General features: G+C 68.9%; 20 protein-coding genes. 10 read left to right on the top strand and 10 right to left on the bottom strand.

Annotated features, from left to right (window positions below):
• Positions 1-2: 2 nt before the first annotated feature.
• Complete coding sequence (locus M3M54_RS16550; protein WP_249020119.1) at positions 3-1,130, bottom strand: 5-methyltetrahydropteroyltriglutamate--homocysteine S-methyltransferase; 1,128 nt, start codon at positions 1,128-1,130, stop codon at positions 3-5.
• A gap of 111 nt (positions 1,131-1,241) precedes the next feature.
• Between M3M54_RS16550 and M3M54_RS16545 the strand changes: the two genes are divergently transcribed.
• Positions 1,242-2,498 carry a D-arabinono-1,4-lactone oxidase gene (locus M3M54_RS16545; protein ID WP_249020118.1) on the top strand — a complete coding sequence of 419 codons (1,257 nt, stop codon included), beginning with the start codon at positions 1,242-1,244 and terminating at the stop codon, positions 2,496-2,498.
• Positions 2,499-2,568: 70 nt separating this feature from the next.
• Here the strand turns inward: M3M54_RS16545 and M3M54_RS16540 are convergent, their stop codons facing one another.
• Complete coding sequence (locus M3M54_RS16540) at positions 2,569-3,276, bottom strand: metal-dependent transcriptional regulator (RefSeq protein ID WP_249020117.1); 708 nt, start codon at positions 3,274-3,276, stop codon at positions 2,569-2,571.
• Positions 3,277-3,360: 84 nt separating this feature from the next.
• On the opposite strand from M3M54_RS16540, the gene M3M54_RS16535 reads away from it, so the two are divergent.
• Together M3M54_RS16535 and M3M54_RS16530 are read left to right on the top strand one after the other, a co-directional pair.
• Positions 3,361-4,740, top strand: a complete 1,380-nt coding sequence (locus tag M3M54_RS16535; RefSeq protein WP_249020116.1) for an NRAMP family divalent metal transporter — start codon at positions 3,361-3,363, stop codon at positions 4,738-4,740.
• 12 nt (positions 4,741-4,752) lie between these two features.
• A complete protein-coding gene (locus M3M54_RS16530; RefSeq protein WP_249020115.1) occupies positions 4,753-4,962 on the top strand; it encodes a hypothetical protein in 210 nt (69 codons plus the stop codon).
• A 200-nt stretch (positions 4,963-5,162) separates the two neighbouring features.
• Here the strand turns inward: M3M54_RS16530 and M3M54_RS16525 are convergent, their stop codons facing one another.
• From M3M54_RS16525 to M3M54_RS16510, 4 genes are read right to left on the bottom strand one after another with little or no spacing between them, the layout of a single operon-like run.
• On the bottom strand, positions 5,163-5,963 hold the full coding sequence (locus M3M54_RS16525; protein WP_249020114.1) for a metal ABC transporter permease: 801 nt from the start codon (positions 5,961-5,963) through the stop codon (positions 5,163-5,165).
• A 2-nt stretch (positions 5,964-5,965) separates the two neighbouring features.
• On the bottom strand, positions 5,966-6,838 hold the full coding sequence (locus M3M54_RS16520) for a metal ABC transporter permease (protein ID WP_249020113.1): 873 nt from the start codon (positions 6,836-6,838) through the stop codon (positions 5,966-5,968).
• Positions 6,839-6,845: 7 nt separating this feature from the next.
• Positions 6,846-7,715, bottom strand: coding sequence for a metal ABC transporter ATP-binding protein (locus tag M3M54_RS16515; RefSeq protein WP_249020112.1), 870 nt, complete (start codon positions 7,713-7,715; stop codon positions 6,846-6,848).
• Positions 7,715-8,665, bottom strand: coding sequence for a metal ABC transporter solute-binding protein, Zn/Mn family (locus tag M3M54_RS16510; protein ID WP_249020111.1), 951 nt, complete (start codon positions 8,663-8,665; stop codon positions 7,715-7,717). The genes M3M54_RS16515 and M3M54_RS16510 overlap by 1 nt, the downstream gene beginning before the upstream one ends.
• Positions 8,666-8,737: 72 nt before the next feature.
• Between M3M54_RS16510 and M3M54_RS16505 the strand changes: the two genes are divergently transcribed.
• Together M3M54_RS16505 and M3M54_RS16500 are read left to right on the top strand one after the other, a co-directional pair.
• A complete protein-coding gene (locus M3M54_RS16505) occupies positions 8,738-9,283 on the top strand; it encodes a Fur family transcriptional regulator (protein WP_249020110.1) in 546 nt (181 codons plus the stop codon).
• A gap of 9 nt (positions 9,284-9,292) precedes the next feature.
• Entirely contained in the window at positions 9,293-10,834 is a 1,542-nt protein-coding gene (locus M3M54_RS16500; protein WP_249020109.1) for an NAD(P)/FAD-dependent oxidoreductase, read from the top strand.
• Here M3M54_RS16500 and M3M54_RS16495 read toward each other — a convergent pair.
• Positions 10,801-13,395, bottom strand: a complete 2,595-nt coding sequence (locus M3M54_RS16495; protein ID WP_249020108.1) for a hypothetical protein — start codon at positions 13,393-13,395, stop codon at positions 10,801-10,803. The genes M3M54_RS16500 and M3M54_RS16495 overlap by 34 nt on opposite strands.
• A 365-nt stretch (positions 13,396-13,760) precedes the next feature.
• Here M3M54_RS16495 and M3M54_RS16490 point away from each other — a divergent pair, with 365 nt between their 5' ends.
• Genes M3M54_RS16490 through fdhF form a run of 3 tightly spaced genes read left to right on the top strand, consistent with a single transcriptional unit; the run spans position 13,761 to position 18,200 of the window.
• Entirely contained in the window at positions 13,761-15,419 is a 1,659-nt protein-coding gene (locus M3M54_RS16490) for an NAD(P)H-dependent oxidoreductase subunit E (RefSeq protein ID WP_249020107.1), read from the top strand.
• Entirely contained in the window at positions 15,419-16,099 is a 681-nt protein-coding gene (locus M3M54_RS16485) for a 2Fe-2S iron-sulfur cluster-binding protein (protein WP_249020106.1), read from the top strand. The genes M3M54_RS16490 and M3M54_RS16485 overlap by 1 nt, the downstream gene beginning before the upstream one ends.
• Positions 16,100-16,115: 16 nt before the next feature.
• Positions 16,116-18,200, top strand: coding sequence for a formate dehydrogenase subunit alpha (fdhF, locus tag M3M54_RS16480; RefSeq protein ID WP_249020105.1), 2,085 nt, complete (start codon positions 16,116-16,118; stop codon positions 18,198-18,200).
• Positions 18,201-18,209: 9 nt separating this feature from the next.
• Here the strand turns inward: fdhF and M3M54_RS16475 are convergent, their stop codons facing one another.
• Together M3M54_RS16475 and M3M54_RS16470 are read right to left on the bottom strand one after the other, a co-directional pair.
• Complete coding sequence (locus M3M54_RS16475; RefSeq protein WP_249020104.1) at positions 18,210-18,983, bottom strand: hypothetical protein; 774 nt, start codon at positions 18,981-18,983, stop codon at positions 18,210-18,212.
• Positions 18,984-19,016: 33 nt separating this feature from the next.
• Positions 19,017-20,480 (bottom strand): AarF/ABC1/UbiB kinase family protein, encoded by a 1,464-nt coding sequence (locus M3M54_RS16470; RefSeq protein WP_249020103.1) that lies wholly within the window; start codon positions 20,478-20,480, stop codon positions 19,017-19,019.
• 99 nt (positions 20,481-20,579) lie between these two features.
• Between M3M54_RS16470 and M3M54_RS16465 the strand changes: the two genes are divergently transcribed.
• Complete coding sequence (locus M3M54_RS16465) at positions 20,580-21,467, top strand: DMT family transporter (RefSeq protein ID WP_249020102.1); 888 nt, start codon at positions 20,580-20,582, stop codon at positions 21,465-21,467.
• 13 nt (positions 21,468-21,480) lie between these two features.
• Here the strand turns inward: M3M54_RS16465 and M3M54_RS16460 are convergent, their stop codons facing one another.
• Complete coding sequence (locus M3M54_RS16460) at positions 21,481-21,891, bottom strand: MarR family winged helix-turn-helix transcriptional regulator (RefSeq protein WP_249020101.1); 411 nt, start codon at positions 21,889-21,891, stop codon at positions 21,481-21,483.
• A gap of 32 nt (positions 21,892-21,923) precedes the next feature.
• Here M3M54_RS16460 and M3M54_RS16455 point away from each other — a divergent pair, with 32 nt between their 5' ends.
• The gene (locus M3M54_RS16455) at positions 21,924-23,708 is read left to right on the top strand and encodes a chloride channel protein (protein ID WP_249020100.1); all 1,785 of its coding nucleotides are present in this window, start codon (positions 21,924-21,926) and stop codon (positions 23,706-23,708) included.
• Positions 23,709-23,718 lie beyond the last annotated feature (10 nt).

Here is a 23,718-nt window from a genome sequence, read left to right as displayed (position 1 = left end):
TCCTACTGGCCCCAGACCTCGGCGGCAACCTCGACGATCAGCTCGAGCTTGGCCTTCTGCTCGTCAATGGTTAGCTTGTTGCCCTCCTCGGTCGAGGAGAAACCGCACTGGCCGGAGAGGCAAAGCTGGTCGATGTCGACGTAGCGCGAGGCCTCCTCGATGCGGCGCTTGAGCATGTCCTTGTCCTCCAGCTCCGGATGCTTGGTCGTGACCAGCCCGAGCACGACGCGCTTGCCCGCCGGCACGAAGCGCAGCGGCTCAAAGCCGCCGGAGCGCGCGTCGTCGAACTCGAGAAAGTAGCCGTTGACCGCGAGCTTGCCGAACAGCGCTTCGGCAACGAAGTCATAGCCGCCCTCGGCCGCCCACATCGACTGGTTGTTGCCACGACACAGGTGCGTGGTGACCGTGAGGTCCTCCGGCTTACCTTCCAGTGCCCGGTTCATCACGTCGATGTAGAGTTCATGCAGGTGCTCGGGGTCGCCGCCGATCGCCTCGATGTGCTCCCGCTGCGCGGGATCGTTGACGTAAGCGAGGCTCGTATCGTCGAGCTGCAGATAGCGGCAGCCGAGCGCGTAGACCCCCTCTATCTGCTTGCGGTAGGCGGCGGCCAGGTCGTTCCAGAAATCCTCGATGTCGGGGTAGACCTCGGGGTCGATGGCAGCATTACCACCGCGGTAATGGACCATGCTCGGCGACGGGATCGTCAGCTTCGGGGTTTGCTCGGGGCGGGCATGGTCGCGCAGGAAGCTGAAGGCGTCAGCGAAGATCGTGTGGCTCAGTCCGACCCTGCCTGCCACACGCATGGCCGGCGGCGCGTAGTCGTAGGTCCCCTGCTCGTTCTTGAACTGCACGTGCAGCGACTCGCCCTCCACCTGCGTGATCCCGTCGAGCTGGTAGATGAAGTCCATGTGCCACGAGCTGCGGCGAAACTCGCCGTCGGTCACGGTGCGCAGCCCGACGGCATGCTGCAGCTCGATCACCTCGATGATCGCCGCGTCCTCCACGGCGCGCAGCCCCTCGGCGTCCAGGCGCCCAGCACGGTGTTCGGCGCGGGCTTCGGTCAGGGCCGCCGGGCGCAGCAGGCTGCCCACGTGGTCTGCTCTAAACGGCGGCTTGTCGGTGGCGCTCAAGGAATCCTCCTGGTTGTGCGATCGTGTGACTCGCTGCGCTGGTTGAGGCTAGTGGATCGTCGACGGGCGCATCATTGAGCGCACACGCCACCACAATCACGGGAGGATGCCTTGACGGGCACGTCAGGCGGCTTGACCAACTGGGCGGGTAACCACAGCTACCGCGCCGGCGAGCTGCACCATCCACGCACACTGGACGAGCTGCGGCGGATCGTGGCCACGGCTCGCTCGCTGCGTGTGCTGGGCACACGGCACACGTTCAGCGACATCGGCGACGCGAGCTCACTGGTCGCGCTCGACGGGCTGCGCGGCTGCGACGAGATCGCAATCGACCACGACGCGGCGACGGTCACGGTCGGCCCCACGGTCACCTACGCGCAACTCACCCCGAGGCTCGACGCGGCGGGCCTGGCGCTCGCCAACATGGCGTCGCTGCCGCACATCTCGGTCGCCGGCGCGGTCGCCACCGCCACGCACGGCTCGGGTGACGCGCTCGGCAACCTCTCGACCTCCGTGCGCGCGATGGAGCTCGTGACCAGCGACGGCGAGCTCGTGCAGATCGCGGCCGGTGACCCGGAGCTGCCCGGTGCGGTCGTGCACCTGGGCGCGCTGGGAGTCGTCACGAAGCTCACGCTCGCCGTGATCCCGACCTATCGGCTCTGCCAACGCGTGTATGTGGGCATGGGCTGGGATGCGCTCGAGGAGAACTTCGACCGGATCATGGGCGCGGGCCGCAGCGTGAGCGTCTTTCACCGCCTGGGCGAACGGATCCGGGAGGTCTGGGTGAAGGCTGCCCCGGAGCAACCGGCCCCGACGGAGCTCTTCGGGGCGGTTCTCGCAGACAGCCCACGCCACCCGGTGCCCGCCGCTGACCCGCTCAACTGCACCCCACAGCTCGGCGTCCCCGGGCCCTGGTGGCAGCGACTGCCGCACTTCCAGGCCGGCTTCACACCAAGCGCCGGCGCGGAGATCCAGTCCGAATGGTTTGTCGCGCGCGACCAGGCCACGGACGCGCTCGCGGCTCTGCGGCAGCTGGCCGACAGACTGCGGCCGCTGATCCTCGTCTGCGAGCTGCGCACCGTCGCCGCCGACGAGCTCTGGCTGAGCCCCAACCACGGCCGCGACTCTGCCGGCCTGCACTTCACCTGGCGCCGCGAGCCCGCCGCGGTCGCGGCCGCGTGCGCTGAGGTTGAGCGCACGCTTGCCCCATTCGCCCCACGCCCGCACTGGGGCAAGCTGTTCACCGCCCGGTCCACAGAGCTTGCGCCGCACTACCCGCGTCTGGCTGAGTTCAAGGTGCTTAGGGAGCAGTTCGACGGGCGCCGCGCGTTCGTCAACCGCTGGCTCGAGCGGACGCTGGCGCTCTGAGCACAGGGCACGGCCGTGGGCCAGATCGGCCGCGCCGACCTGCACATCGATCAGCCGGCGCCCGCGCAGCTCACAGACGCACCACATGAATTGACTGCGCGAGCCTGATGCCGAGGCTGCGCTCGGACGCCTCTCCCACCCCGCCGAGCGCGACGCGACATGGCCCGTCAAACGGCTGGCGGTCCACGAGCAGCAGCTCGACGCCGATCCCGATCCCCTGCTCGCCCAGGTAGCGCAGCATCGCCGGTTCGGCGTCAGAGACGCGCGCGACGCGCGCGCGCTCACCCGGCGCAAGGTCGGCGACGGTGGGCTGCGCGCGGTCATCCACCTCGAGCAGGCGGCTCGGGATCGGATCCCCATGCGGATCTGCCACGGGGTCGCCGAGCTTGGCCGCGATCAGCTCAATCAGCTCGTCACTGGCGGCGTGCTCAAGCGCGTCGGCGAAGCGGTGCACGTCCTCCCAGGGTATGTCCAGGCTGCGAGACAGAAACAGCTCGAGCAGGCGGTGCCGCCGAATCACCCGCAGCGCGAGCTCGCGCCCGGCCGCGGTCAGCCGTACGCCACGGTAGGGGACGTGTTCGGCCAGCCCGGCGGTGTCCATGCGCTTGACCATTGTCGAGACCGAACCGGCGGTCACGCCAAGGCGCTCGGCGATCTGACTGGTTGACGCGGCCTGATCGGGCTCGAGCGTCAGGGCGTAGATCGCCTTGACGTAGTCCTCTGCGGGCGCAGACGCAGCGGGAGTCGAAGTTGGTGGCTGATCAAGAGCAGGTTGCACGAGGCCAAGGCTAACTCACAACGGCATCACATGATAGGTTTTGTGTATGTCAACTTCTGGCCATCGGGATATAAGAGCGTGAGTTTGGACGAGACAGGCGAGTTCGCGCTGCCGCTCCCGCTCCGTCCGCCCGAGCCGCAAGAGACGCTGACCGGCGAGGACCTCGCTCGCGCCCGTGACCGCGCCCGGGTGCTGTCAGCGCGCAGCAGATCCTCGCGCTGGTTCTTGCTGTGGCTGCTTGTCGGCCCCGGCATCCTGGCAATGCTCGGCGAGAACGACGGGCCCAGCATGATCTCGTATGCGGCCACCGGCGCCGCCTACGGCCTCGGCTTCTTCCTGCCGTTCATCGTCGTCACCTTCGCGATGGCGATCGTCTGCCAGGAGATGTGCATGCGTGTCGGTGCCGTCACCCATCGTGGCTACGGTCAGCTGATCCTGGAGCGCTACGGCCGGGCCTGGGGCTGGCTGGCGGCCGGCGACCTGGTCTTCACCAACCTGGTGACCCTGATCGCGGAGTTCGTGGCGATCAGGGTGGGGCTCGCGTTCTTTCACCTCGGCGCGGGCGTGGCGGCGCTGCTCGGCGTCGCGCTCGTGCTGATGGCCCAGAGCGGTGGCCGCTACTGGCGCTGGGAGCGCATCGTGCTCGGCCTCGCTGTCTTCAACGGCCTGTTCCTCTTGAGCGCGGTGCTGGTGAAGCCGAGCGTCGGACACATCGGCCATGCCCTCCTGACCTTCTCGCCGCTGCCCCACGGCAGCTTCAACGAGATCCTGCTGCTGCTCGCCTCTACGATCGGCGCGACGGTCACTCCCTGGATGATCTTCTTCCAGCAGAGCGCCTCGGCCGACAAGGGCCTGACGCCCCACGACCTTGCGCACGGACGCATCGACACGGTGGTCGGCGGGGTGCTCGCCGCGATCTTCGGCTGCGGTGCGCTGGTCGCAGGCGCGGCGCTGCTCGGGCACGGTGGCGCCTCCGTCGACGGGCTGGCCGGCGCCGGCTTTCCCGAAGCGCTCAGCCACGTCGACGGAAACACGGTCGGCGCCCTGTTTGCGCTGGGTTTGATCGAGGCGGGCGCCGTCGCGATCTTGACGATCTCGGCCAGCACCGGCTATGCGATCAGCGAGTGCACGGGCGCCAGCAGCAGCTTCAACCGCACGCTGCGGGAGGCGCGCTCGTTCTACTCAGCCAACGTGCTGGTCGCCGCGATCGCCGCCGCTGTGATCCTGATCCCGGGCGTTCCACTGCTCGCGATCGCGCTGAACGCCAACGTGCTCGCCACGGTCCTGTTGCCGGTGACGCTGGTCTTCATGGTGATGCTCGCCAACGACCGCCAGCTGATGGGACGCTTCGCCAACGGCCCCTTCGCCAACCTGGCCGTGGGCGTCACGGTCGCGGTCGTGGCAGTCTGCGGCGCCGCCTACGGGATCGACTCGTTCCTGAGTCAGTTGCACCTCATCGGGTGAGGCCGACAGTCGATGCCCTCCGATCCGCAGACCCCAGAGCCGCCCCGCCTCGACGAGGAGCTCTTCATGTCGCTCGAGCGCGACCAGCTGGTCGCCGGCCGCAGCCGTGCGCTGGCACCTGCCCGGCTCTCGCGCCGTGCCCGCATGGCTCTCTGGGCGCTGCGCATCTTCGTGCTGGTGGTGGGCGCAATGGTGATCTACACGTTCGTCGCCCAGCTCTAGCCGCTGCGCGCTGCGCGGGCAGCTCGGCTCGCCTCTCACCGCCCCCCGACCGCCCCGCGGCCCCAAATCACCACGCAAACGCGAGCTTTGTGCATTTGTGGCGATGGGAGCGCTCGGAATGCACAAAGCGCCCTTGGTGGAAGAGATTTGGGGGCTAGAGGCTGCTCACGGGCCGCCCTCAGGCCGCTCACAGGCGGCCGTCACTGGGCTTGCACGGACCGCCGGTCACGTGACCAGGCGACGACCCGGCTCGCGGCGTAGGCACTGGCCCCGAACGCGCCGACGAAGAAGCCCACCGGCCAGTTGGTGGTGTAGGAGAGCGCGATCGCAGCCCACACCGTGACCAACGCGAGCAGCGCCGAGAGCGCCAGCGCAAACCCCGGGCGCGCGGTCAGCGCGCGCGCCGCCGCGGCGGGGGCGATCATCAGCGTGAAGATCAGCGTGGTGCCGACCACCGGCACGGTCATCGTGGTGGTGATCGCAACCAGCAGCAGAAAGGCGAGATCGATCGCGAGCGCACGCCTGCCCGAGGAGCGGCCCGGCAGCACCGAGTCAAGCAACAGCGGCCGCCACAACAGCGCGAGCACCAGCAGACCGAGCGCGCTCAACGCCAGTGTGGGCGCGATCTCGTTGGCGCTGATCCCCAGCACCTCACCGAACAGCAGCGAGTACGCGGCCTCAGAGTTCTCAGCACTGAAGCTGAGGAACAGGGCGCCAAGCCCGAGCATGAACACCAGCATGAGCGCTGTGGCGACGTCGCGGCGACCACGGCGGCCGAGCAGGCCGATCCCGAGCGCACCGGCGACCGAGAAGAGCCCAAGCCCGGCGAGCGTGGAGCTGCCGATCAGGGTGGCGCCTGCGGCACCTGCGAACGAGCCGTTGGGGATCGCGTGAGCGACGAACGAGGCGCCACGCATGACGACGAAGAAGCCAACGGCCCCACCAACCACGGCCGCGAGGCTCGCGACCACCCAGGCGTTGACCATGAAGCCCGAGAACACCGCTAACCCCGCAGGCGCCGGCCGCGGGCGAGCGCGCCCGCGGCCAGGTAGACGATCAGAACGAGTGTGACTATGAAGAAGCTCACGGGCCAGCCGTGGCGCAGCGGCGGCCAGTAGAAGCTGTCCCACGCCAACAGCAGACCGAGCCAGGTGCAGGCCAGGCTGATCGCGGCCGCCAGCAGCGCAGCTCGGTGGGGGCGGCTGGTCAGGCGCAGCGCAGCAGCCGCCGGACCGACCAGCAACGCCGTTGAGAGGATCGCGCCGATCGTGAGATCACACAGGGCTACGGTGATCGCCAGAGCCAGCAGATAGGCGGCACCGACCAGGCGCACGCGCACCCCGCGCGCGGCGGCGAGCTCCGGACTGACACTGGCCAACAGCAGCGGCCGATACAGGGTCAGCGCGACCAGCAGCGCCACCGCTCCAAGGCCGATGACCAGCGGCAGCTCAGCAGCCGAGAGCGTGAAGACAGATCCGAACAGGATCGTCGGAATCTCGCCGCTGCCGTTGTGGTAGGTCATGCCGAGGTACAGGAAGAGGGAGGCGAGCGCGAACCCCACCCCCAGCACGATCCCGGTCGCGACATCACGCCCGCGAGCGCGCTGCACCCCGATCCGCTCCATGGCGGCGGCGGCGAGCACCGAGATCCCGACGAACCCCCACAGCGGCGCCAGCCCGACGAGATAGGCGCTGGATCCGCCGGCGCTGCCGATGTCGCTGAGTGCATGGCCGGCAAACGCCTGGCTGCGGATCACGGTGAACACACCGATCAGGCCGGCCACCACAGCTACGACGCCGCCAAGCGCGGCGGCGGTCTGGACCGCGCCGTCAGCGAAGAAGCCGGGTTCGACAATGGCGCGCAGTAACGCGTGCACAGCCGTCTCAGTGCTCCTCGGGGTCCAGGTGGTGCGGGTGTGAAGGCTCCGCGTCATCGCCCTCGCCGGCCACCACCAGGACGCGGCCGGCGGCATGGATCACCTCGACGCGGTGGCCGTAGAGGCGGCTGAGCACGTCGGCGCGAACCACGTCCTCGGCGCGTCCGCAGGCGGCACGACCGTCGGCCAGGTACACCACGCGGTCCATCACCGGCAGCAGCGCGTTCATCTCATGCGCGGAGATCATCACCGCGATCCGCTGCTCCCGGGCGATGCGCGCCAGGAGGTCAACCACCTCGCGGGCGCTGCGCAGATCGAGGTTCGCCAGCGGCTCGTCGAGCAGCAACAGCCGGGGCTGGTTGATCAGCGCGTGCGCGATCAGCACCCGCTGCTGCTCCCCGCCCGAGAGCCGTCCGATGCGAGCATCGGCGAACTTGCCCGCACCGACCGCATCGAGCATGCGCTCGACGCGCTCGCGGCGTTCGCGGCTGGGGCGAGGCACCCCCAGTCGGTGGCCGTCTATGCCAAGCGCGACCAGGTCACGGGCGCGCACCGGGAGGTCGGGGTCGAGCATGAATTTCTGGGGCACGTAGCCGACGCTGTGGCGGGCATCGGGCCCGCTGACGGTCACGCTGCCAGCGGTCGGCGCAAGCAGCCCGAGGATGACGCGTATGAGCGTTGTCTTGCCCGCGCCGTTTGAGCCGATCAGGCCGGTCAGCTCACCGGCCCTGAGGCTGAAGGCGACGTCGTCGAGGATCCGTCGACCACCGAGCTCGACGGTCACCCCGGCGAGCTCCAGCACGTTCTCCTCGCCGCCGCCGCACCCCGCACTGACGGGCGCGGACTGGGCGAGCGTGGTCAGTGGCTGGTCGCTCATCAGAGACTGTTGGTAGAGCGGTGGGCGGTCACGGCAGCGCTGAGCGCCCGGGTCTCGGCGAGCATCCAGGAGCCGTAGCTGTAGCCCGCGGGCATCGTCTCGTAGACGCCGACCACCGGAATGTGGTCCTGGTTTGCGAGCCTGAGAAAGGACTGCGTGACCGTGTTGGTCACCTGGCGGTTGTAGAGGAAGACCTTGACCCGACGCTGTTTGAACAGGTTGTCCTCCAGGGTCACGTCCTGTGGCGCCGGGTCAACACCGTTCATGATGTCGGCCTGGAGCACCCACGGCGTGCGGATGTCGGCGCCGGCCGCCTGCAGCATGTAGTCAGCGACCGGCTCGGTGACCGCCACCGGCGTGCCCGCATGAAGCCGTTTGAAGCTCGCGACCGCACGGAGCCATGGCTGCAGGGTCGCGTCGAAGCGCCGCCCGTTGGCTTTGAAGTAGGCGGCGTGCGCGGGCGCGAGAGCTGAGAGGTCGCGCACGATCGCCGCTGCAACCTTGGGCATCGTGCTCGGGTCGTACCAGAGGTGCGGATTCCTGGTGCTGTCGGGCAACCCGAGCAGGGTCTGCACCTCGATCACGCGACGCGAGCGACTGGGCGAGGCGGCCTCGATCTTGTTCATGAACGAGTCGTAGCCGAGGCCGTTCTGGACGATCAGCTTTGCGGCGCCGACAGTGCTGGCGACGCTGGGACTCGCCTCGAAGCTGTGCGGGTCGGTGTTGGGGTTGCTCATGACCGCCGTCGCGTTCACGTACCGCCCACCGATCTGGGAGATCACGTTGGCGTACTGGCTCTCGGCCCCGACCGCGGTGATCCGGCCTGGAGCACTATCGGACCTGGCCGCCGAGCCGCTGGCACCGCAGGCACTGACGGTGATGGCGACGGCCAGCGCCGCCAGCGCGAGCACCGACCTTCGGGCAACGGGCTCTATGGAATTCACGCTCATGGGACAGAAGATATCAGTAATGATTTCGCTTCTCATTATCATTTATACGGATGGCCCATTAGACTGATCGCCATGGAACCGATGACAGCGCCACAAGCAGCGCCAGGTGACAATGCCCACGCTGCGCCCACGACCGCGCCGCAGACCTGGGCCGAGCGCGCCCGCGCTGAGCTTCAGCGCGCCGGATACCGGCGCGGCGGCGCTCGCGAGCAGCTGATCGACCTGCTCGCGCGGGAGCGCTGCGCGCTCACCATCCAGGAGATGGCTGCGCGACTGCAGGATGCGTACAGGCGCGGCGCCAATCCCCGTCCGGTCGGTATCGCGAGCGTGTACCGCGGCATCGAACTGCTGGCCGAGCTTGCGCTGGTCGCCCGCGTGGACGTCGGCGACGGGATCGCACGCTACGAGCGAGCGAGCGTCGAGAACAGCGACCAGGACCGCGACCACCATCACCACCATCACTTCATCTGCGACCGCTGCGGACTGCTCATGCCGTTCGACGACCAGGCGCTCGAGCAGGCGATCGTCGCACTGGAAGACCGAGTCGGCTTCTCGGTCAGCGGCCATGAGGTCCTGCTTCACGGAGCCTGCTCTGACTGCCGCGACGCACGGCGCTAGAACTTGCCCATGCACGGCAGGAGCCCCGACGTCGCCGGCCAGCACTTGGACGTGCTCATCATCGGCGCGGGGATCTCCGGGATCGGCTGCGCCCACTATCTGCGTGTGCACCACCCGCGGCGGCGCTTCGCAGTGCTCGAGGCCCGTCAGCACATCGGCGGCACCTGGGACCTCTTCCGTTACCCCGGCATCCGCTCGGACTCCGACCTGCACACGTTCGGCTTCGAGTTCAAGCCCTGGGTCGGTGAGCATGCCTTCGCCAACGGCGGCGAGATCCTCGACTATCTGGCAGAGGCGGTCGTGGAGGACGAACTCGAAGAGGTCATCCTGAGCGGACACCGAGTGGTCACACTGGACTGGTCATCCGCTGAGGCACGCTGGCGGGCCACGGCGCAGCGGGGCGACCGGAGCACTGTCGAGCTCACAGCGGACTGGATCTTCGCCGGCACCGGTTATTACCGCTACGACGCCGGCCACCTTCCTGAACTACCCGGTATCAACGCCTACAGCGGGCGCGTCGTCCACCCGCAGAGCTGGCCTCAGGATCTGAACTGCACGGGCAAGCGCGTCGTGGTGGTTGGCAGCGGCGCCACCGCCGTGACGCTGGTGCCCGCACTCGCCCAGAGCGCCGCGCACGTGACGATGCTGCAGCGCTCACCTAGCTACATCCTGTCGCTTCCGCGCCGCGACGAGGTTGCGCTGTGGCTGCAACGCAGGTTCGGACAGGAGCGCGGCTACCGACTCGCCAGGCACAAGAACATGCTCATTCAGTCGGGGATCTACGGACTGTGCCGGCGCCAGCCACGCCTTGCCCGCAGGCTGATCCGACGCCTGACCGCGCGGCAGCTGCCAGCGGGCTATCCGGTGGATGAGCACTTCAACCCCACCTATGAGCCCTGGGACCAGCGACTCTGCTTCGCCCCCAGCGGCGACATCTTCCGGGCGATCCGTGACGGCAGAGCGTCGGTCGTAACCGACCGGATCGAGACGTTCACGACGACCGGCGTGCGGCTGGCATCCGGCAAGCAACTCGACGCCGACGTGGTCGTGACCGCCACCGGACTGCAGCTGCAGGCTCTGGGCGGGATCGCGCTGCGACTCGACGGCGTGCCGGTCGACATCCCCGCGCGCGTCTCGTTCCGGGGCATGATGCTCGACGGCGTTCCCAACCTCGCATACCTGATCGGCTACACCAACGCGTCCTGGACGCTCAAGGTGAGTCTGGTCTGTGGCCACCTGTGCCGGCTGCTTGCGCACATGGACCAGGGCGGATATGACACATGCGTGGCGGAACTGCCCTACCCGCACATGCCGACACGCCCGTTGCTGGACCTGAGCTCGGGCTACGTGACACGCGGGCTGCGCTCGATGCCACGCCAGGGACCGCGAGCGCCGTGGGTCCAGCCGATGAACCTGCGGGCCGACAAGCGGATGCTGCAAGACGGCCCGGTGACCGACCGCAATCTCCACTTCCGCCGGGCACGCGAGGCTCCGTCACGGACCGACCTGCATGGCGCTCAGAGTCTGGCGGTGACCAACACCAGTGTCTGACCGCGTCCGAGCCCCATTGCCAGCACGAGTGGACGGCGCAGCGCGTAGTCGCGCGTGCTGCGGACAACGGCCCTCCTTCTGAGGAGATAGGCCCACACCACGGTCGCCCCGCCTCTCGTCGCCCTGATCTCCAGCCGGACGTGGCGGTGTCGTGTGCCGATCACCCGCACGCGCGCCAGCGTACGCCCACGAGCCCCCCGGATGACCGTGGACCGGCCCTTCGCCACCCGTGCCAGGTCGGCAAGCCTCAGGCATCCGGTGGCCGGCGCGGCGATCGGCCCGATCCAGGCGACGCTGGTGTGCACCTCGCGCCGGACGCCGAGCGTGCTCGTGACCCTCGTGACCAGCTTGACGTAGCGGCCGTAATCGGCATGGAGCCTCCGGAAGGTCGCCACGGCATCGGCGGGAAGCGGTGTGCAGGTGAGCGCGCAGCGATAGGCCCGCGTGCGCCTTACGGTCTGAGTTCGCGCAACGACCGCGCCACCGGCGGCCACCGAGCTGGTGGCCGCACCAGAGCTGGATGTCGTCCCCGAGCCTGCCGAACCCGAGCCCGTTCCGGTCCCGGCGGAAGCCGAGAGCGTCGTCCCATCAGACGACGCTCCGCCAGCCGGCTGAGCCGACACCGGGCCAACCGGGGCCGAGGCGGTGGTTGTGCCCCCGGCCGCATTGCTCTCCGTAACCTCCAGGCGCAGGTACTCGCCGGCCTGCGCGATCGTCGGCTGAAAGCTCACGCCACTTGCCACGGTCGTCCAGGGTCCAGTGCTGCCGGGTGCCTGCTGCCACGCGTAGACCGGCGAGCTGTTGCAGCTCGAGTCGATCCAGACGGCGTTCTGGGCGCTCAGCGTCTGCCCCACCTGGGCGCTTCCGCTGATCGTGGGCGAGCCCGACACGACTGGGGCCGACTCGGTCGCAGGGGTCGTCAACGAACTCGCGTAACCGGCGATGTTGCCGCTCGAGTTGCTTGCAACGAGCTCAAAGTCGTAGGTTGTGGCGGGCTGCAGCTCGCCACAGAGCGTGACCGAGACGCCCTGGACGCCGCGGCCGGCAACGCCCGCCGCGGCCGTCTGCACGCTCGCCGCAGCGTCGGCCGCCGGCCAGTACTTCCAGCTGTAGGTGGTGGCGAGTCCGTTGGGGTAGACGCCTCCGGTGAGCGTCACGTCGTTGGCGTTCACACCGACCGAATCGCTGGCGCCGATGCCCGGGCCGCCCGTAACAAGGTCGCCGTTGATCGAGCCGTTGCCCGTGGGCCCGTCCCATCCGGGCCCCGCGTTGCAGATCGTCAGCTGCCCCGCTGGGCAGCTTCCGTCCGTACCGGAGACGATGTCGTTCAGCAACGGCGCGTCGGCATAGGCCCAGGCAGGTGTCGCACCACCGGTACCCGTGATCGCCTCGAAGGCCGCCGTCAGCGGCGTGGCGAGGCTCGTCCCGCCGACTATGCACCAGTTGTTGGTGGTGCCACAGCCCTCGCTGCCGGGCTGCGAGTCGTAGATCGCAAGCCCGCTGTTGGGATCGCCGTCAGCGGCGATGTCGTTGTAGCCCCGCCCGTCACATTCCGTGAGAAGGCCCTGCTGGTAGGCGGGGATCGCCTGGCTCGTGTCGCAGCCGGAGCCGGTGCCACACGCGCCGGTCGCGCAGCTGGAGGCCGACCAGGCCGTCTCGTCAAATCCGCGCGGCACGGTGGCGTCGGTTGCAAGCGAGGTGCCGCCCACCGCGGTCACGTCCGGGAGCGCGGCTGGATACTGGACGAGATTGGCTCCGGGGTAGGCGCCGTCACCAGCGGCAGCCAGGATCGACGCCGAGCGGATCGTGTTGTAGGGCCAGCTGTTTACGGCTGCGTTCGGCGAGCTGAGCGCCCCCCAACTCAGTGAGATCTGGTTGGCACCGAGGCTGGCGGCGGTCTGGACAGCGGTCTCAAGGTCCGGGCTGCCGTTCGAATCATCGCTGTTTGCCTCGACCACGAGGATCTTGCACAGCGGGCACAACGACGAGACCGCATCGATGTCCAACGATTCCTCGATGTTCCAGGAGCCGGTCTCGTCGTTTGTGTTGCCGGGCAGCGGCGTGGTCTGACCGTATTCGTTGACGAGCTCGAAGCAGCTGGTGGTGACGGTCGCGCTGCACTGTGGTTGGGAGGGCAGGCCGTTGGCGGCGCGGAAGGTCTCCATGTCGCTGTAGGCGCTCGGGTCGCCATAGGCGTCGACGATCGCCACGGCGTCCGAGCTGCCACGGTAGGCAGATAGCCAGGTGGTGTCGTAGGCCCATTGCAGGTAGGCGGCCGTGAACTGCTGCGGGGCGCTGGCGCCGGGTGTAGCCGCAGGCACGACGACCGCCGAGCTTGCCACCCGCCTGGCCACCCGCATCGGATGAGCGTGCACGCGCTCGCGCAGCGTCGCCGGGTGCCCGCCGCCCTTGAGCGTGAGGATCAGCGCAAGGCAACCGGCCCGCCCAGGCTGCGCCAAGCCGCAGACCGCACGGACGCCAAGCTGAGCGACGCTCCGCCCGGTCGCCTGCGAGAGTGCGGATGTGACGGTGCCGGCGCGCGCGACACCCGACGGGCTCACGCCTGAGAGAGCCAGGACGAGCGTGAGGGCGAGGAGCGTGAGCGGTCCTCGCCGCGAGCGCGGCTGCGGGTCAGCGCGCGGCAGGGTCGATACGGTTTGACTGGCTATGGGTACGGATTCGGCCACGCACGCGGCGCGCTTGAGCTCCGGAACTCCGCCTGGCCACGATGGCAGGACCGGCGGGCCGCGCGGAACGCCACGCGAACAGGGCCGATGTGAACGATGCTGCGCGACCAGCGGTCGGCGGCGGCGGCCGTGCCACTGCGCGAGCTGGGTCGCGTCCGGCAGTGGGCGACACCAGATTGACACCGCCGCTCGGCGGATACCTGGAGCAGACTTGCGGGTAGTGGCACACTAGGAGTTGTATGTCGCGCAACCTCGTAGAGCTGATCCGCCGCCACGACCAAGCGCAGGCGCCCACGGCGCTGGACCTTCTGAAGTCCGCCGTTGCGGATCACGGCAGCGTCACGGCTGAGGATGTCCAGGACGCGGCCGCCGCGTCCGGGCTGCCGGAGGCGACCGTTTACGGCGTTGCCACCTTTTACGACGATCTCCAAGGACCGAGAGGCGCCCGGCACGTTCGCGCCTGCAGCGGCACCGCGTGCTTCGCCGCGACCGCGGGCAGGCACATCAGCGAGCTCGGCGCCGGGCTTGGCCTTGGCGTGGACGAGGTCAAGGCCGACGGGTCCGTGTCGTTCGGCGAGGTTGTGTGCCTGGGCTTCTGCCACAGCTCGCCCGCGCTGATCGACGGCAGCACGGTGAGCGCAGGCGCGGACGCGGTCACGGCGCTGCTGGCGGGGTCTCCGGCGGAAGCCGCCGAACCGGACTGGGTCAGCCTGCTCGAGGAGCCAGTGCTCACGCGCCCCGGCGATTGGTCCGGGCTTGAACGCACGCTGCGCGAGCTGGAGCCCGAGCAGCTGCTGGCGGAGGTCGTGGCGGCAGAGGTACGTGGCCGTGGCGGCGCGGGCTTTCCTGCCGGGGTCAAGTGGCGCTTCACGCGGGCCGCCGCCGGTGCCGAGAAGTTCATCGTCGCGAATGGCGATGAGGGTGACCCGGGCTCCTACATCGACAAGTATCTGATGGAGCGCAACCCCAATCTGGTGCTCGAGGGCATGGCCCTCGCGGGCTACGCGGCTGGGGCTGCACACGGGTACATCCTGGTGCGCTCGGAGTACCCGCTCAGCAAACCGAGCCTCGATGCGGCGATCCGCCAAGCCCACGCCGACGGCTGGCTGGGCAGCGACATTCGCGGCAGCGGCTTTGCCTTTGACATCACCGTTGTGGAGGGTGCCGGCTCCTACGTCGTGGGCGAAGAGACCGCGCTGCTGGCGTGTTTGCAGGGTCTGCGCGGCACGGTTTCAGCGCGGCCGCCGTTCCCGGCCGAGCGTGGCGTGCACGGCATGCCGACGGTGGTCAACAACGTCGAGACGCTGGCGAACATCCCCCACATCGCCCGACACGGAGCCCAGGCATACCACGACCTCAGCCCTGACTCGAAGACCGCCGGCTCAAAGCTCGTCTGCTTCAACGAGCGCTTCAACCGGCCGACCGTCTACGAGGTTCCGTTCGGCATGAGCATGCGCAGGCTCTGCGACGAGGTCGCCGGCGGGCTGCGCGACGGTCGCACAGTCAAGGCGTTGCAGATCGGAGGCCCGCTCGGCGGGATCCTGCCGGCGCGCCTGCTGGACACGGCCTTTGACTTCGACCAGCTCGCCGCCGAAGGCTGCATGGTCGGCCACGGCAGCATCGTCGCCTTCGACGAGACGACCGACATGCGGGCGCTCACCGTCCATCTGCTCCAGTTCGGTGCGCACGAGAGCTGCGGCAAGTGCTTTCCCTGCAGGATCGGCCTGCGGCGCGCACACGAGATGTTCAGCTCCGGCGCCCCGGTCGACCAGCAGCGGTTCGAAGAGCTGCTTGAGGCGCTGGAGCTCGGCTCGCTCTGCGCCCACGGCTCAGGGATGCCAGCGCCGCTGCGCAGCTTGCTTGCGCACTTCCCCGACGAGCTTGGACTGGCCGGCTGATGCAGGTCACGGTCGACGGCGTAGCGGTTGAGGTCAGCGACGGCGCCACCGTGCTCGAAGCAGCACGGCAGGCGGGCTCCTGGGTTCCCACGCTCTGCTTCGATGACCGCCAGGCGCCTTTCGGCGCCTGCCGCGCCTGCATGGTCGCCGTCGACGGTGCGGCCAAGCCAGTTCCCGCCTGCACCACCGTCTGCCGCGACGGCATGACAGTGGACACGAACGATCCGACCGCCAGGCGCGTGGTCTCGGCCGTCGTGGAGCTCGTCATGTCGGAGCTGCCCTCCCCACCGGCACCGCACACGGAACTCGCCCAGGTGGCCACCAGGCTGGGCGTCAGCGGTTCGCGCTGGCCCGGGGTAACCCACCAGGTTGAACATGACCTGCGTCACCCATACCTGGCCTTTGAGCACGAGCTGTGCATCTCCTGCGGGCGCTGCGTACGCGCCTGCGACGAGGTCCAGGGGACGTTTGCGCTGACCGCCGTGGGCCGCGGCTTTGGCGCCAACGTCGCCGCCGGGATCGGCTCCGGTTTTCTGGATTCGGCCTGCGTCTCGTGCGGAGCCTGCGCGGACACCTGCCCCACAGACGCGATCACCGAGCGTCTGCTGCTGGACGGCGGCATCAACGGAGGACCACCACCGGACGCTCCGCGCCTGCGCAAGCGTCTGAGCACTACCTGATCAGAGGTGAAGGAACATGGACACTGAGCGTTTCGATCGAACTGTCACGACGACCTGCGGCTACTGCGGCGTCGGCTGTCGGCTTGAGGCGCACGTGCGCCAGGGGCGGATCGTCTCGATCTCACCCGCGTCCGATGGTCCCGCCAACCGCGGGCACACCTGCCTCAAGGGCCGTTTCGCACACCAGTTCACCCGCTCCCGCGAACGGCTGACGACGCCCCTGATCCGCGAGGGCGACGGATTCAGGCCGGCCAGCTGGGAGGAGGCCTACACTCGCATCGTCTCAGAGCTGCAACGGATCAAGGGCGAACACGGACCGGACGCGATCGCAGGGCTTGCCTCCTCGCGCGCGACCAATGAGGACTGCTACGCGATGGCGCGCCTGATGCGCGGCGCGATCGGCACCAACAACATCGACAACTGCTCGCGCGTCTGCCACTCACCCACATCCTTCGCGATGCGGAGGTCCTTTGGCCTGTCGGGCGCGACCGGTTCGTTTGACGACATTGACCATGCGGACGTGGCGATTCTGATCGGCGTGAACCCCACGCAGGGGCACCCGGTCGTCGGCGCCCGCATCAAGCAGGCGGCACTGCGCGGCTGCAAGCTGATCACCATCGACCCGCGCCGGATCGAGCTCGCCGACTACGGCGAGCTGCACCTCTCACCCCGCCCCGGAACCAACGCGGCCGTGGTGCTTGGGCTCTGCCACGTGGTCGCACGCGACGGCTACACCGACCCGGCGTTCATCGCCGAGCGCACGGACGGCTATGAGGCCCTGTCGGAGCTGCTGGCAAACTACACGCCCGAGGCGGTGGAGGAGATCACCGGGATCCCGGCCGCCGACATCGAGCGGGCTGCCCACATCTACGGCGAAGCGAACCGCGCCAGCCTGCTCTGGGGCCTCGGCGTGACCGAGCACAAGTACGGCTCCGAGGTCGTCCAGCTGATCTGCAACCTGGCGATGATGACCGGCAAGGTCGGCAAGGTCGGCTCGGCACTGCTGCCACTGCGCGGCCAGAACAACGTGCAGGGCTCATCCGACATGGGCGCGCTGCCGGACACCTACACGGCCTACCGACCGGTCTCGGACGAGGCGACCGCCCGCCAGTTCGAGCAGGCATGGGGTGTGCCGCTGAGCCGCAAGAAGGGCTACACGATCCCGCAGATGTTCGACGCCGCGATCGCCGGCGACCTGAAGGCGATGTACATCTTCGGCGAGGACGTCGCCCAGACCGACCCGGACACAGCGCACGTCGTCGCGGCGCTCGAGAACCTGGAGTTCCTGGTCTGTCAGGACATCTTCGAGAACGAGACCAGCAAGTACGCGGACGTGATCCTGCCCGCCTCATCCTTCCTTGAGAAGGCCGGCACCTTCATCAACGCGGAGCGCCGCTTCCAGCTCGTCGAACCGGCGATCGATCCTCCCGGCGGCGCCAAGACGGACTTCGAGATCATCACCACCGTCTCGAGGATGCTCGGGCACGACATGGGCTTTGAGACGCCGTGGGACTGCCTGGACGAGATCGCACGGCTGACTCCGCAATACGCCGGTGTCAGCCGGGAGCGGATCGGCCGCCACGGCCTGCAATGGCCGGTGCGGGCCGACGGCTCGGACTCGCCGGTGCTCTACGACACGTTCTTCGACAACCCCGAGCTGCTCGGTAAGTTCGCGGCGCTGCCCTACAAGGAGCCCGGCGATGCCGCTGACGACGAGTTCCCGCTGATCCTTGTCACCGGCCGTGTCCTGCAGCATTACAACGCCGGCACGATGACGCGCCGAACCAGCAATGTCGAGCTGGTCGACAAGGATGTCCTCGAGATCCACCCCACGGACGCCGCACGGCTGTGGGTCTCAGATGGCGATGTCGTGTCGCTGCGCAGCCGGGTCGGGCGGATCGAGCTCGAGGCGCACGTCACCGAACGCATCCAGCCAGGCCACGTCTTCACAACCTTCCATTTCCCGGAGACGAGGACCAACCTGCTCGTCGGCCAGTCGGCCGACATCAATACGTCCTGCCCCGAGTACAAGGTCGTTGCCGTTGATGTGCGGCCGGTGTCTGAGCACCCGGCCTATGTGCCGCAGCTCGCGGCCATCTGATCGCGGCGCTCAGGCGTGAGGACAGACGGCAAGGTTCTGTGGTCGACGCGTCTCGACCACAGCCTTGCCGGCGACCATGAAGGCGCTCGCGTCGGCGGTGATCTGCGCGACGTTCAGTGCGCCGGCCGGTAGCGTTCCAGCCGCCACGCGACTGATCAGCACAACATCGTGGACGAGGCGCCGACTGGTCGCGAGAAACGTGCGCTCGCGCTTGAGCTGCACGATCGTTGGCGCCAGTGTGAGCAGGCAGCGGCCACTGAAGCCGCGCAGGAGCACCTGCCGCCGCAGCCCGGCCTGCCGCTCGTACAGCGAGCCGGTGGCGCGGCTGATCGCCTGGTACTCGGGCTCCAGACACGCGATCAGCGAAAGCTGCGCCGGCGTGAGGGTGCTGGGCGTGGTCGACGTGCCGGTTGTGGAGGTGCCAGTCGTGGACCCGGTGGAGGTCTGGGTGAGCGCGGCGCAGCGCTGCGCGTCGGCGTTGAAGCCGGCGAGCGCCTGTTCGACGCCGAAGCCCGTGTTGCAGTTGCTGCGGACGCTGCGCAGCAGGGCGGTCGACTCACCTACCTTGCGACACGAGGCGTAGAGCTCGCTCCAGGTCAGCCTGCCTGATCTCACGACACGCTTGAACGACGTCAACTCGGCATTCAGCTGGCGGTACTCGGTCGCTGTCAGCTCGCCTCGGTGCGCTGCCATCGGCTGCGTGGCACTGGCGCCGCCGGCCACCGCGCCCAGGGCTACGGCTGACACAGCCAGCGCCACCACGATCCGTTCAAGCGCACGCACGAGTCAGAGCGTACTAGGGGTCATCCCCGCGTCCTATCGACCCACGCGAGCCGCATAAAACGCGGCTTCGAGCCGGCCAAGCTCGGTTGCCGGCGGCTCGCCGTGCAGATACTCAGCCGCGATCGCGCCCCAGTCAGCGCCCGCCCGCAGCGTCTCAAGCACAGCTGCCACGACGCCGTGCATCCGTCTGATGAGGATCGCCTCGGGTGGCAGGGTCAGCTGATTGACCTGTTCGCGAGCGGCGCCACCGCGCTCGTGCCCACCGCGCTCGTGCCCACCGCGCTCGTGCCCATGCGCGGCCGGCGCCGGCTGGCTCCCGTTCCCGGGATCAGCAGCCGCAAAGCGCCGCTGCCCCGGCAGCGCGTACCAGCCGGTGGCACGCCGCATCAGCGCCAGCAAGAAGCTCGCGTCAACCGCGCCGGCGCGCTCGGTCGGCAGATAGCCCGCTCCGACCAGGGCCTCCTTGAGAGCCCGCTCATCGTCCTCGCGCACAGCGCGCGCGACAGCAGCTTCGCCGCCCACACGCTCCCGGCTGACCTGACGCAACAGGCCGAAGTCAAGAAAGCAGACATGCCCGTCCGCACAGCTCAGGTAGTTGCCGGGGTGCGGGTCACCGAGCGCGATCCGATCTCGGTAGAGCAGCCCAAAGAAGAAACGGAAGACGATCTCCGCGTAGCGGTCGCGCTGCGCTTGCGAAGCGGCCCGTACCGCCTCAAAGCGTTCGCCCTCGACGTAGTCTGAGACCAGCACGCGCCGGCTTGACAGCTCGCTGTGCACGCCGGGCACGCGCATGAACGGGTGCCCCCGCAGAAGCCGCTCGACCCGCCGCTGGTTCTGGGCTTCAAGCTCGTAGTCGAGCTCTTCGCCGATCCGCTCGCGCAGCTCCGCGCCGAGCGCCCTCGCGTCCAGCCCGGGAGCCAGCCTCCGGATCAGTGGCACCAGCAGCATCGCGTTGCGCAGATCCGTCTCGACCGCCTCGGCCACCCCCGGGTACTGGACCTTGACGACCACCTCCGCGCCCGTGATGGTCGTGGCCCTGTGCACCTGACCGATCGACGCTGCCGCCAATGCGCGCTCGTCAAAGTCCGAGAAGAAGCGCTCGAGCGGGCCGCCGAGCTCCTGCCTGAGCAGCCGCTCGATGCTCGCGAAGCTGACCGGCGGCACGTCGTCGCGCAGACTCGCGAGTTTGCGCTGCAGCTCGTCGCGCTGCTCCTCCGGCAAGCCGTCGAGATCCGCCAGCGAGAGCATCTGACCGACCTTCATCGCCGCGCCGCGCATCTGCGCGAGCCGGTCGACCAGCTCGTTGATCAGCGCAGCCGTCCTGGCCTGCTCCGCGGCGGCCGCGCGCTCCGGTGTGCGCACACGGTTGGCGGCCCGCATCCCGGCCCAGCGTGCGCCCTGGCTGGCGGCGAGCCCACCGATTCGTGCGGTCCTCGCAACCCGGCCCGACGGCAGCGTCGCCGCCTCGGGCACCAGCTCGTCTGCAGGCTCGGCCATAGGGTCGAGGCTAGCGTTCTCACGCGGCGTGACATCCTCTCTGTTGATGGGGGCACACGCAACCTGGCCGGACGGCCACCCTGCAAGGACCGGGCACGGTTGAGCCGGCGCGGCGCGCTGCTGTTCGCGGCGCTGTGCATCATCTGGGGCCTCCCCTATCTCCTGATCCGCATCGCCGTGCGGGATGTCTCGCCGGCCTTTCTGGTCTTCTCAAGGACCGGGATCGGGGCCCTTCTGCTGCTACCGCTGGCCGCACGCCGTGGGCAGCTGCGCGAGGTGCTTGATCACTGGCACTGGCTGGTCGCGTTCACCGTGACGGAGATCGCGGTGCCCTGGTTTCTGCTCTCGCGCGCCGAAGAACGCCTGACGAGCTCGCTGACGGGCCTCATGATCGCGGCCGTGCCGCTGATCGGCGGGCTGCTCACCGCCGCCGGCGGCAGCGACCACCGACTCGACCGCCGCGCCTGGAGCGGCCTGCTGGTCGGTTTGTTGGGTGTCGGTGCGCTGGTTGGCCTGGACTTCGGCCGGGTCGGGACGGGCCCGCTCGTGGAGGTGGTCGTGGTCGTGACCGGCTACGCCTGCGGCCCGCTGATCCTCGCCCGGCGCCTGATGCATCTGCCTGCGCTCGGCGTCATGGCGCTGGCGCTGGCGCTGACCGCGCTCGCCTACGCCACACCGGCGCTGCTCACGCTGCCAACGCACCTGCACACCGACGCGGCGCTGTCGATCATCGGCCTGGCGGTCATCTGCACCGCCCTGGCCTTCCTGGTCTTCTTCGCGCTGATCGCCACGATCGGTCCGGTGCGCGCGACCATCGTCACCTATGTGAACCCTGCGGTGGCGGCGGTGCTGGGGGTGGTGGTGCTGGATGAGCGCTTCACGGTCGGCATGGGCGTGGGCTTTGCCCTGGTGCTTGGCGGGTCGGTACTGGCAACAGGGCGCCGCCGACTCGAGCGCGAGCCGGCGGACGCGGCAGGCGCCGCCTGAGGCGCGCTCCTGTTCAGCGCGTATCCTCTGTCTCAAGACCGTCAGCAAGGTTCGGGAGCCTCAGCTTGAGGCGCTCAAGCTCCACCAGATGCACCGCCGAGAGGCGCTCGAGACGGGCGGCCCCGTCCTCTGTGAGGGCCAGGCGCACGACGCGGTGGTCGCTGTCGTCACGGCTGCGGGTGACCAGGCCAGCCGCGTCGGCGCGGTTGACGAGCTCCACCGCGCTGTTCTGACGCAGCAGCAGGTAGCCGGCAACCTCACCGATCGTCGGTCCGCGGGGATCGGCATGCCCCCGGATCGCCAGCAGCAGCTGGTGTTGTGAGCCGGTGAGCCCCTCGGTCGCCGCCTGCTGCTCGCTCCAGCGCAGGAAACGGCGCAGCTCGGTGCGCAGCCGCAGCAGCTGAATGTAGGTCTCGTCTGGCAAACTAGCTCGTGTCACGATAACATCGGGTTACGATGGAATCTCAGCGTTCCGGTGAACATCTGGGTGATTTCACAGCAACGCCGAACCTGTTGTGGCTGGTTCCAGTGGCGCTCTTCATCGGGGTTCTGGCGACGGCCATCGCACTCGTGCTGCTCGACATGATCGCGTTCTTCACGAACGTCCTCTACTTCCAGCGGCTCAGTCTGCATCTCGTCTCACCGTACGGCAATCGGCTCGGCTGGGCGTCCGTGGCGATCCCGGTCATCGGCGGCTTGATCGTCGGGTTGATCGCGCGCTACGGATCTGAACAGGTGCGTGGGCACGGCATCCCCGAGGCCATGGAGCGCATCCTGATCAACGGCAGCAGCGTGCAGCTGCGCCTGGCGATCCTCAAGCCGATCGCCAGCGCGATCAGCATCGGCACCGGCGGCCCCTTCGGCGCCGAGGGGCCGATCATCCTGACCGGCGGGGCGTTCGGGTCGATCGTCGCCCAGGTCCTGCCGCTGACCGCCGCGCAGCGACGCACGCTGCTGGTCGCGGGCGCCTCCGCGGGCATGAGCGCCGTGTTCGGGACGCCGGTGGCAGCGACGCTGTTTGGCGTGGAGCTGCTCGTGTTCGAGTGGAAGCCACGCTCGATGACGCTGATCGGCCTCGCGTCGGCGACAGCTGATGCGCTGCGCATGCTGCTCGCCAGCGCGGGTATGGTCACGCCGCAGCCGCTCTTTCCGATCCCGCACCACGCCGCGATCGCCGGCCTGGCCCTGTTCGGCGCCGCCCTCATCGGGATCGTCGTCGGCCTCGCATCGTGGGTGATGACGGAGGCTGTTTACGGGGCCGAGGATCTGTTCCGGCGGCTCGAGGGCCGGCTGCACTGGATGTGGTGGCCGCTGCTCGGCGGGCTCGTCATCGGCCTGGGCGGCATGGTCGACGCCCGCGCCCTGGGCGTCGGCTACGACACGATCCACGCGGAGCTGCTCGGCCAGCTCGGCCTAGGTGCGCTGATCCTGCTGCTTCTCACCAAGCTGACGATCTGGTCATTCGGTCTGGGCGGCGGCACGAGCGGCGGCATCCTGGCGCCGATCCTGATGCTCGGGGCCGCGCTCGGCGGCATCGTCGGGCATTGGCTGCCCGGTACGCCCGTCGGCCTGTGGAGCCTGATCGGCCTGGGCGCAGCCCTTGCCGGCGTGACACGCTCACCCTTCACCGCGATCGTGTTCGCCTTCGAGCTGACCGACGACCCAGGCAGCCTGTTGGCCCTGCTGGTGGCCACCAGCACCGCGCAGCTGGTGAGCGTGCTAGTGCTCAAGCGCTCGATCCTGACCGAGAAGGTCGCCCGCCGTGGTTACCACGTGATGCGCGAGTACGGCGTCGACCCGCTGGAGACGACCTTCGTACAGGAGCTCACGCGAACCGACGTGTACACGCTCGACCCCGACCGGCAGATCCACTCGATCCACCTGCTCTGGGGCGATGGCACACACGCCCACCAGCAGCGCCTCTATCCAGTGATAGATGAGGGCGGACGCCTTTTGGGAGTCCTCCCCTGGTCGGCGGTGCGACGCCACCACCGCGACGCATCCATCGTCGGCGAGGTGATGAGCCGCGAGGTTACCGTGGCGGCCCCCGATGAGACGATGCGCGCAGCCGCCGACCGTATGGCCGAGCATCAGCTGAGCGTGCTACCGGTCGTGGAGCCCAGCGCCGGCGGCAGGCTGGTCGGCCTGATCACCGCTGAGGACGTGCTGCGAGCCAGACGCAAGCTGCTGGCCGAGGAGCACGATGCGCAACGGCTTCTGCCCCACGCCAAGCAAGCCTGAACACCCCAGG

It is taken from the genome of Conexibacter sp. S30A1, from assembly GCF_023330665.1.
Taxonomy (GTDB): Bacteria; Actinomycetota; Thermoleophilia; order Solirubrobacterales; family Solirubrobacteraceae; genus Palsa-465.
Note: the sequence above shows the minus strand (reverse complement) of the source record. Positions and strands in the feature narration are given on the sequence as shown.

What these genes read in the sequence shown, in the direction of transcription:
- M3M54_RS16530 (WP_249020115.1), top strand. Translation starts at nt 4,753, where the DNA reads ATGCCCTCCGATCCGCAGACCCCAGAGCCGCCCCGCCTCGACGAGGAG.
- M3M54_RS16515 (WP_249020112.1), bottom strand. Translation starts at nt 7,715, where the DNA reads ATGAGCGACCAGCCACTGACCACGCTCGCCCAGTCCGCGCCCGTCAGT.
- M3M54_RS16510 (WP_249020111.1), bottom strand. Translation starts at nt 8,665, where the DNA reads ATGAGCGTGAATTCCATAGAGCCCGTTGCCCGAAGGTCGGTGCTCGCG.
- M3M54_RS16505 (WP_249020110.1), top strand. Translation starts at nt 8,738, where the DNA reads ATGGAACCGATGACAGCGCCACAAGCAGCGCCAGGTGACAATGCCCAC.
- M3M54_RS16500 (WP_249020109.1), top strand. Translation starts at nt 9,293, where the DNA reads ATGCACGGCAGGAGCCCCGACGTCGCCGGCCAGCACTTGGACGTGCTC.
- M3M54_RS16490 (WP_249020107.1), top strand. Translation starts at nt 13,761, where the DNA reads ATGTCGCGCAACCTCGTAGAGCTGATCCGCCGCCACGACCAAGCGCAG.
- M3M54_RS16485 (WP_249020106.1), top strand. Translation starts at nt 15,419, where the DNA reads ATGCAGGTCACGGTCGACGGCGTAGCGGTTGAGGTCAGCGACGGCGCC.
- fdhF (WP_249020105.1), top strand. Translation starts at nt 16,116, where the DNA reads ATGGACACTGAGCGTTTCGATCGAACTGTCACGACGACCTGCGGCTAC.
- M3M54_RS16470 (WP_249020103.1), bottom strand. Translation starts at nt 20,480, where the DNA reads ATGGCCGAGCCTGCAGACGAGCTGGTGCCCGAGGCGGCGACGCTGCCG.
- M3M54_RS16455 (WP_249020100.1), top strand. Translation starts at nt 21,924, where the DNA reads ATGGAATCTCAGCGTTCCGGTGAACATCTGGGTGATTTCACAGCAACG.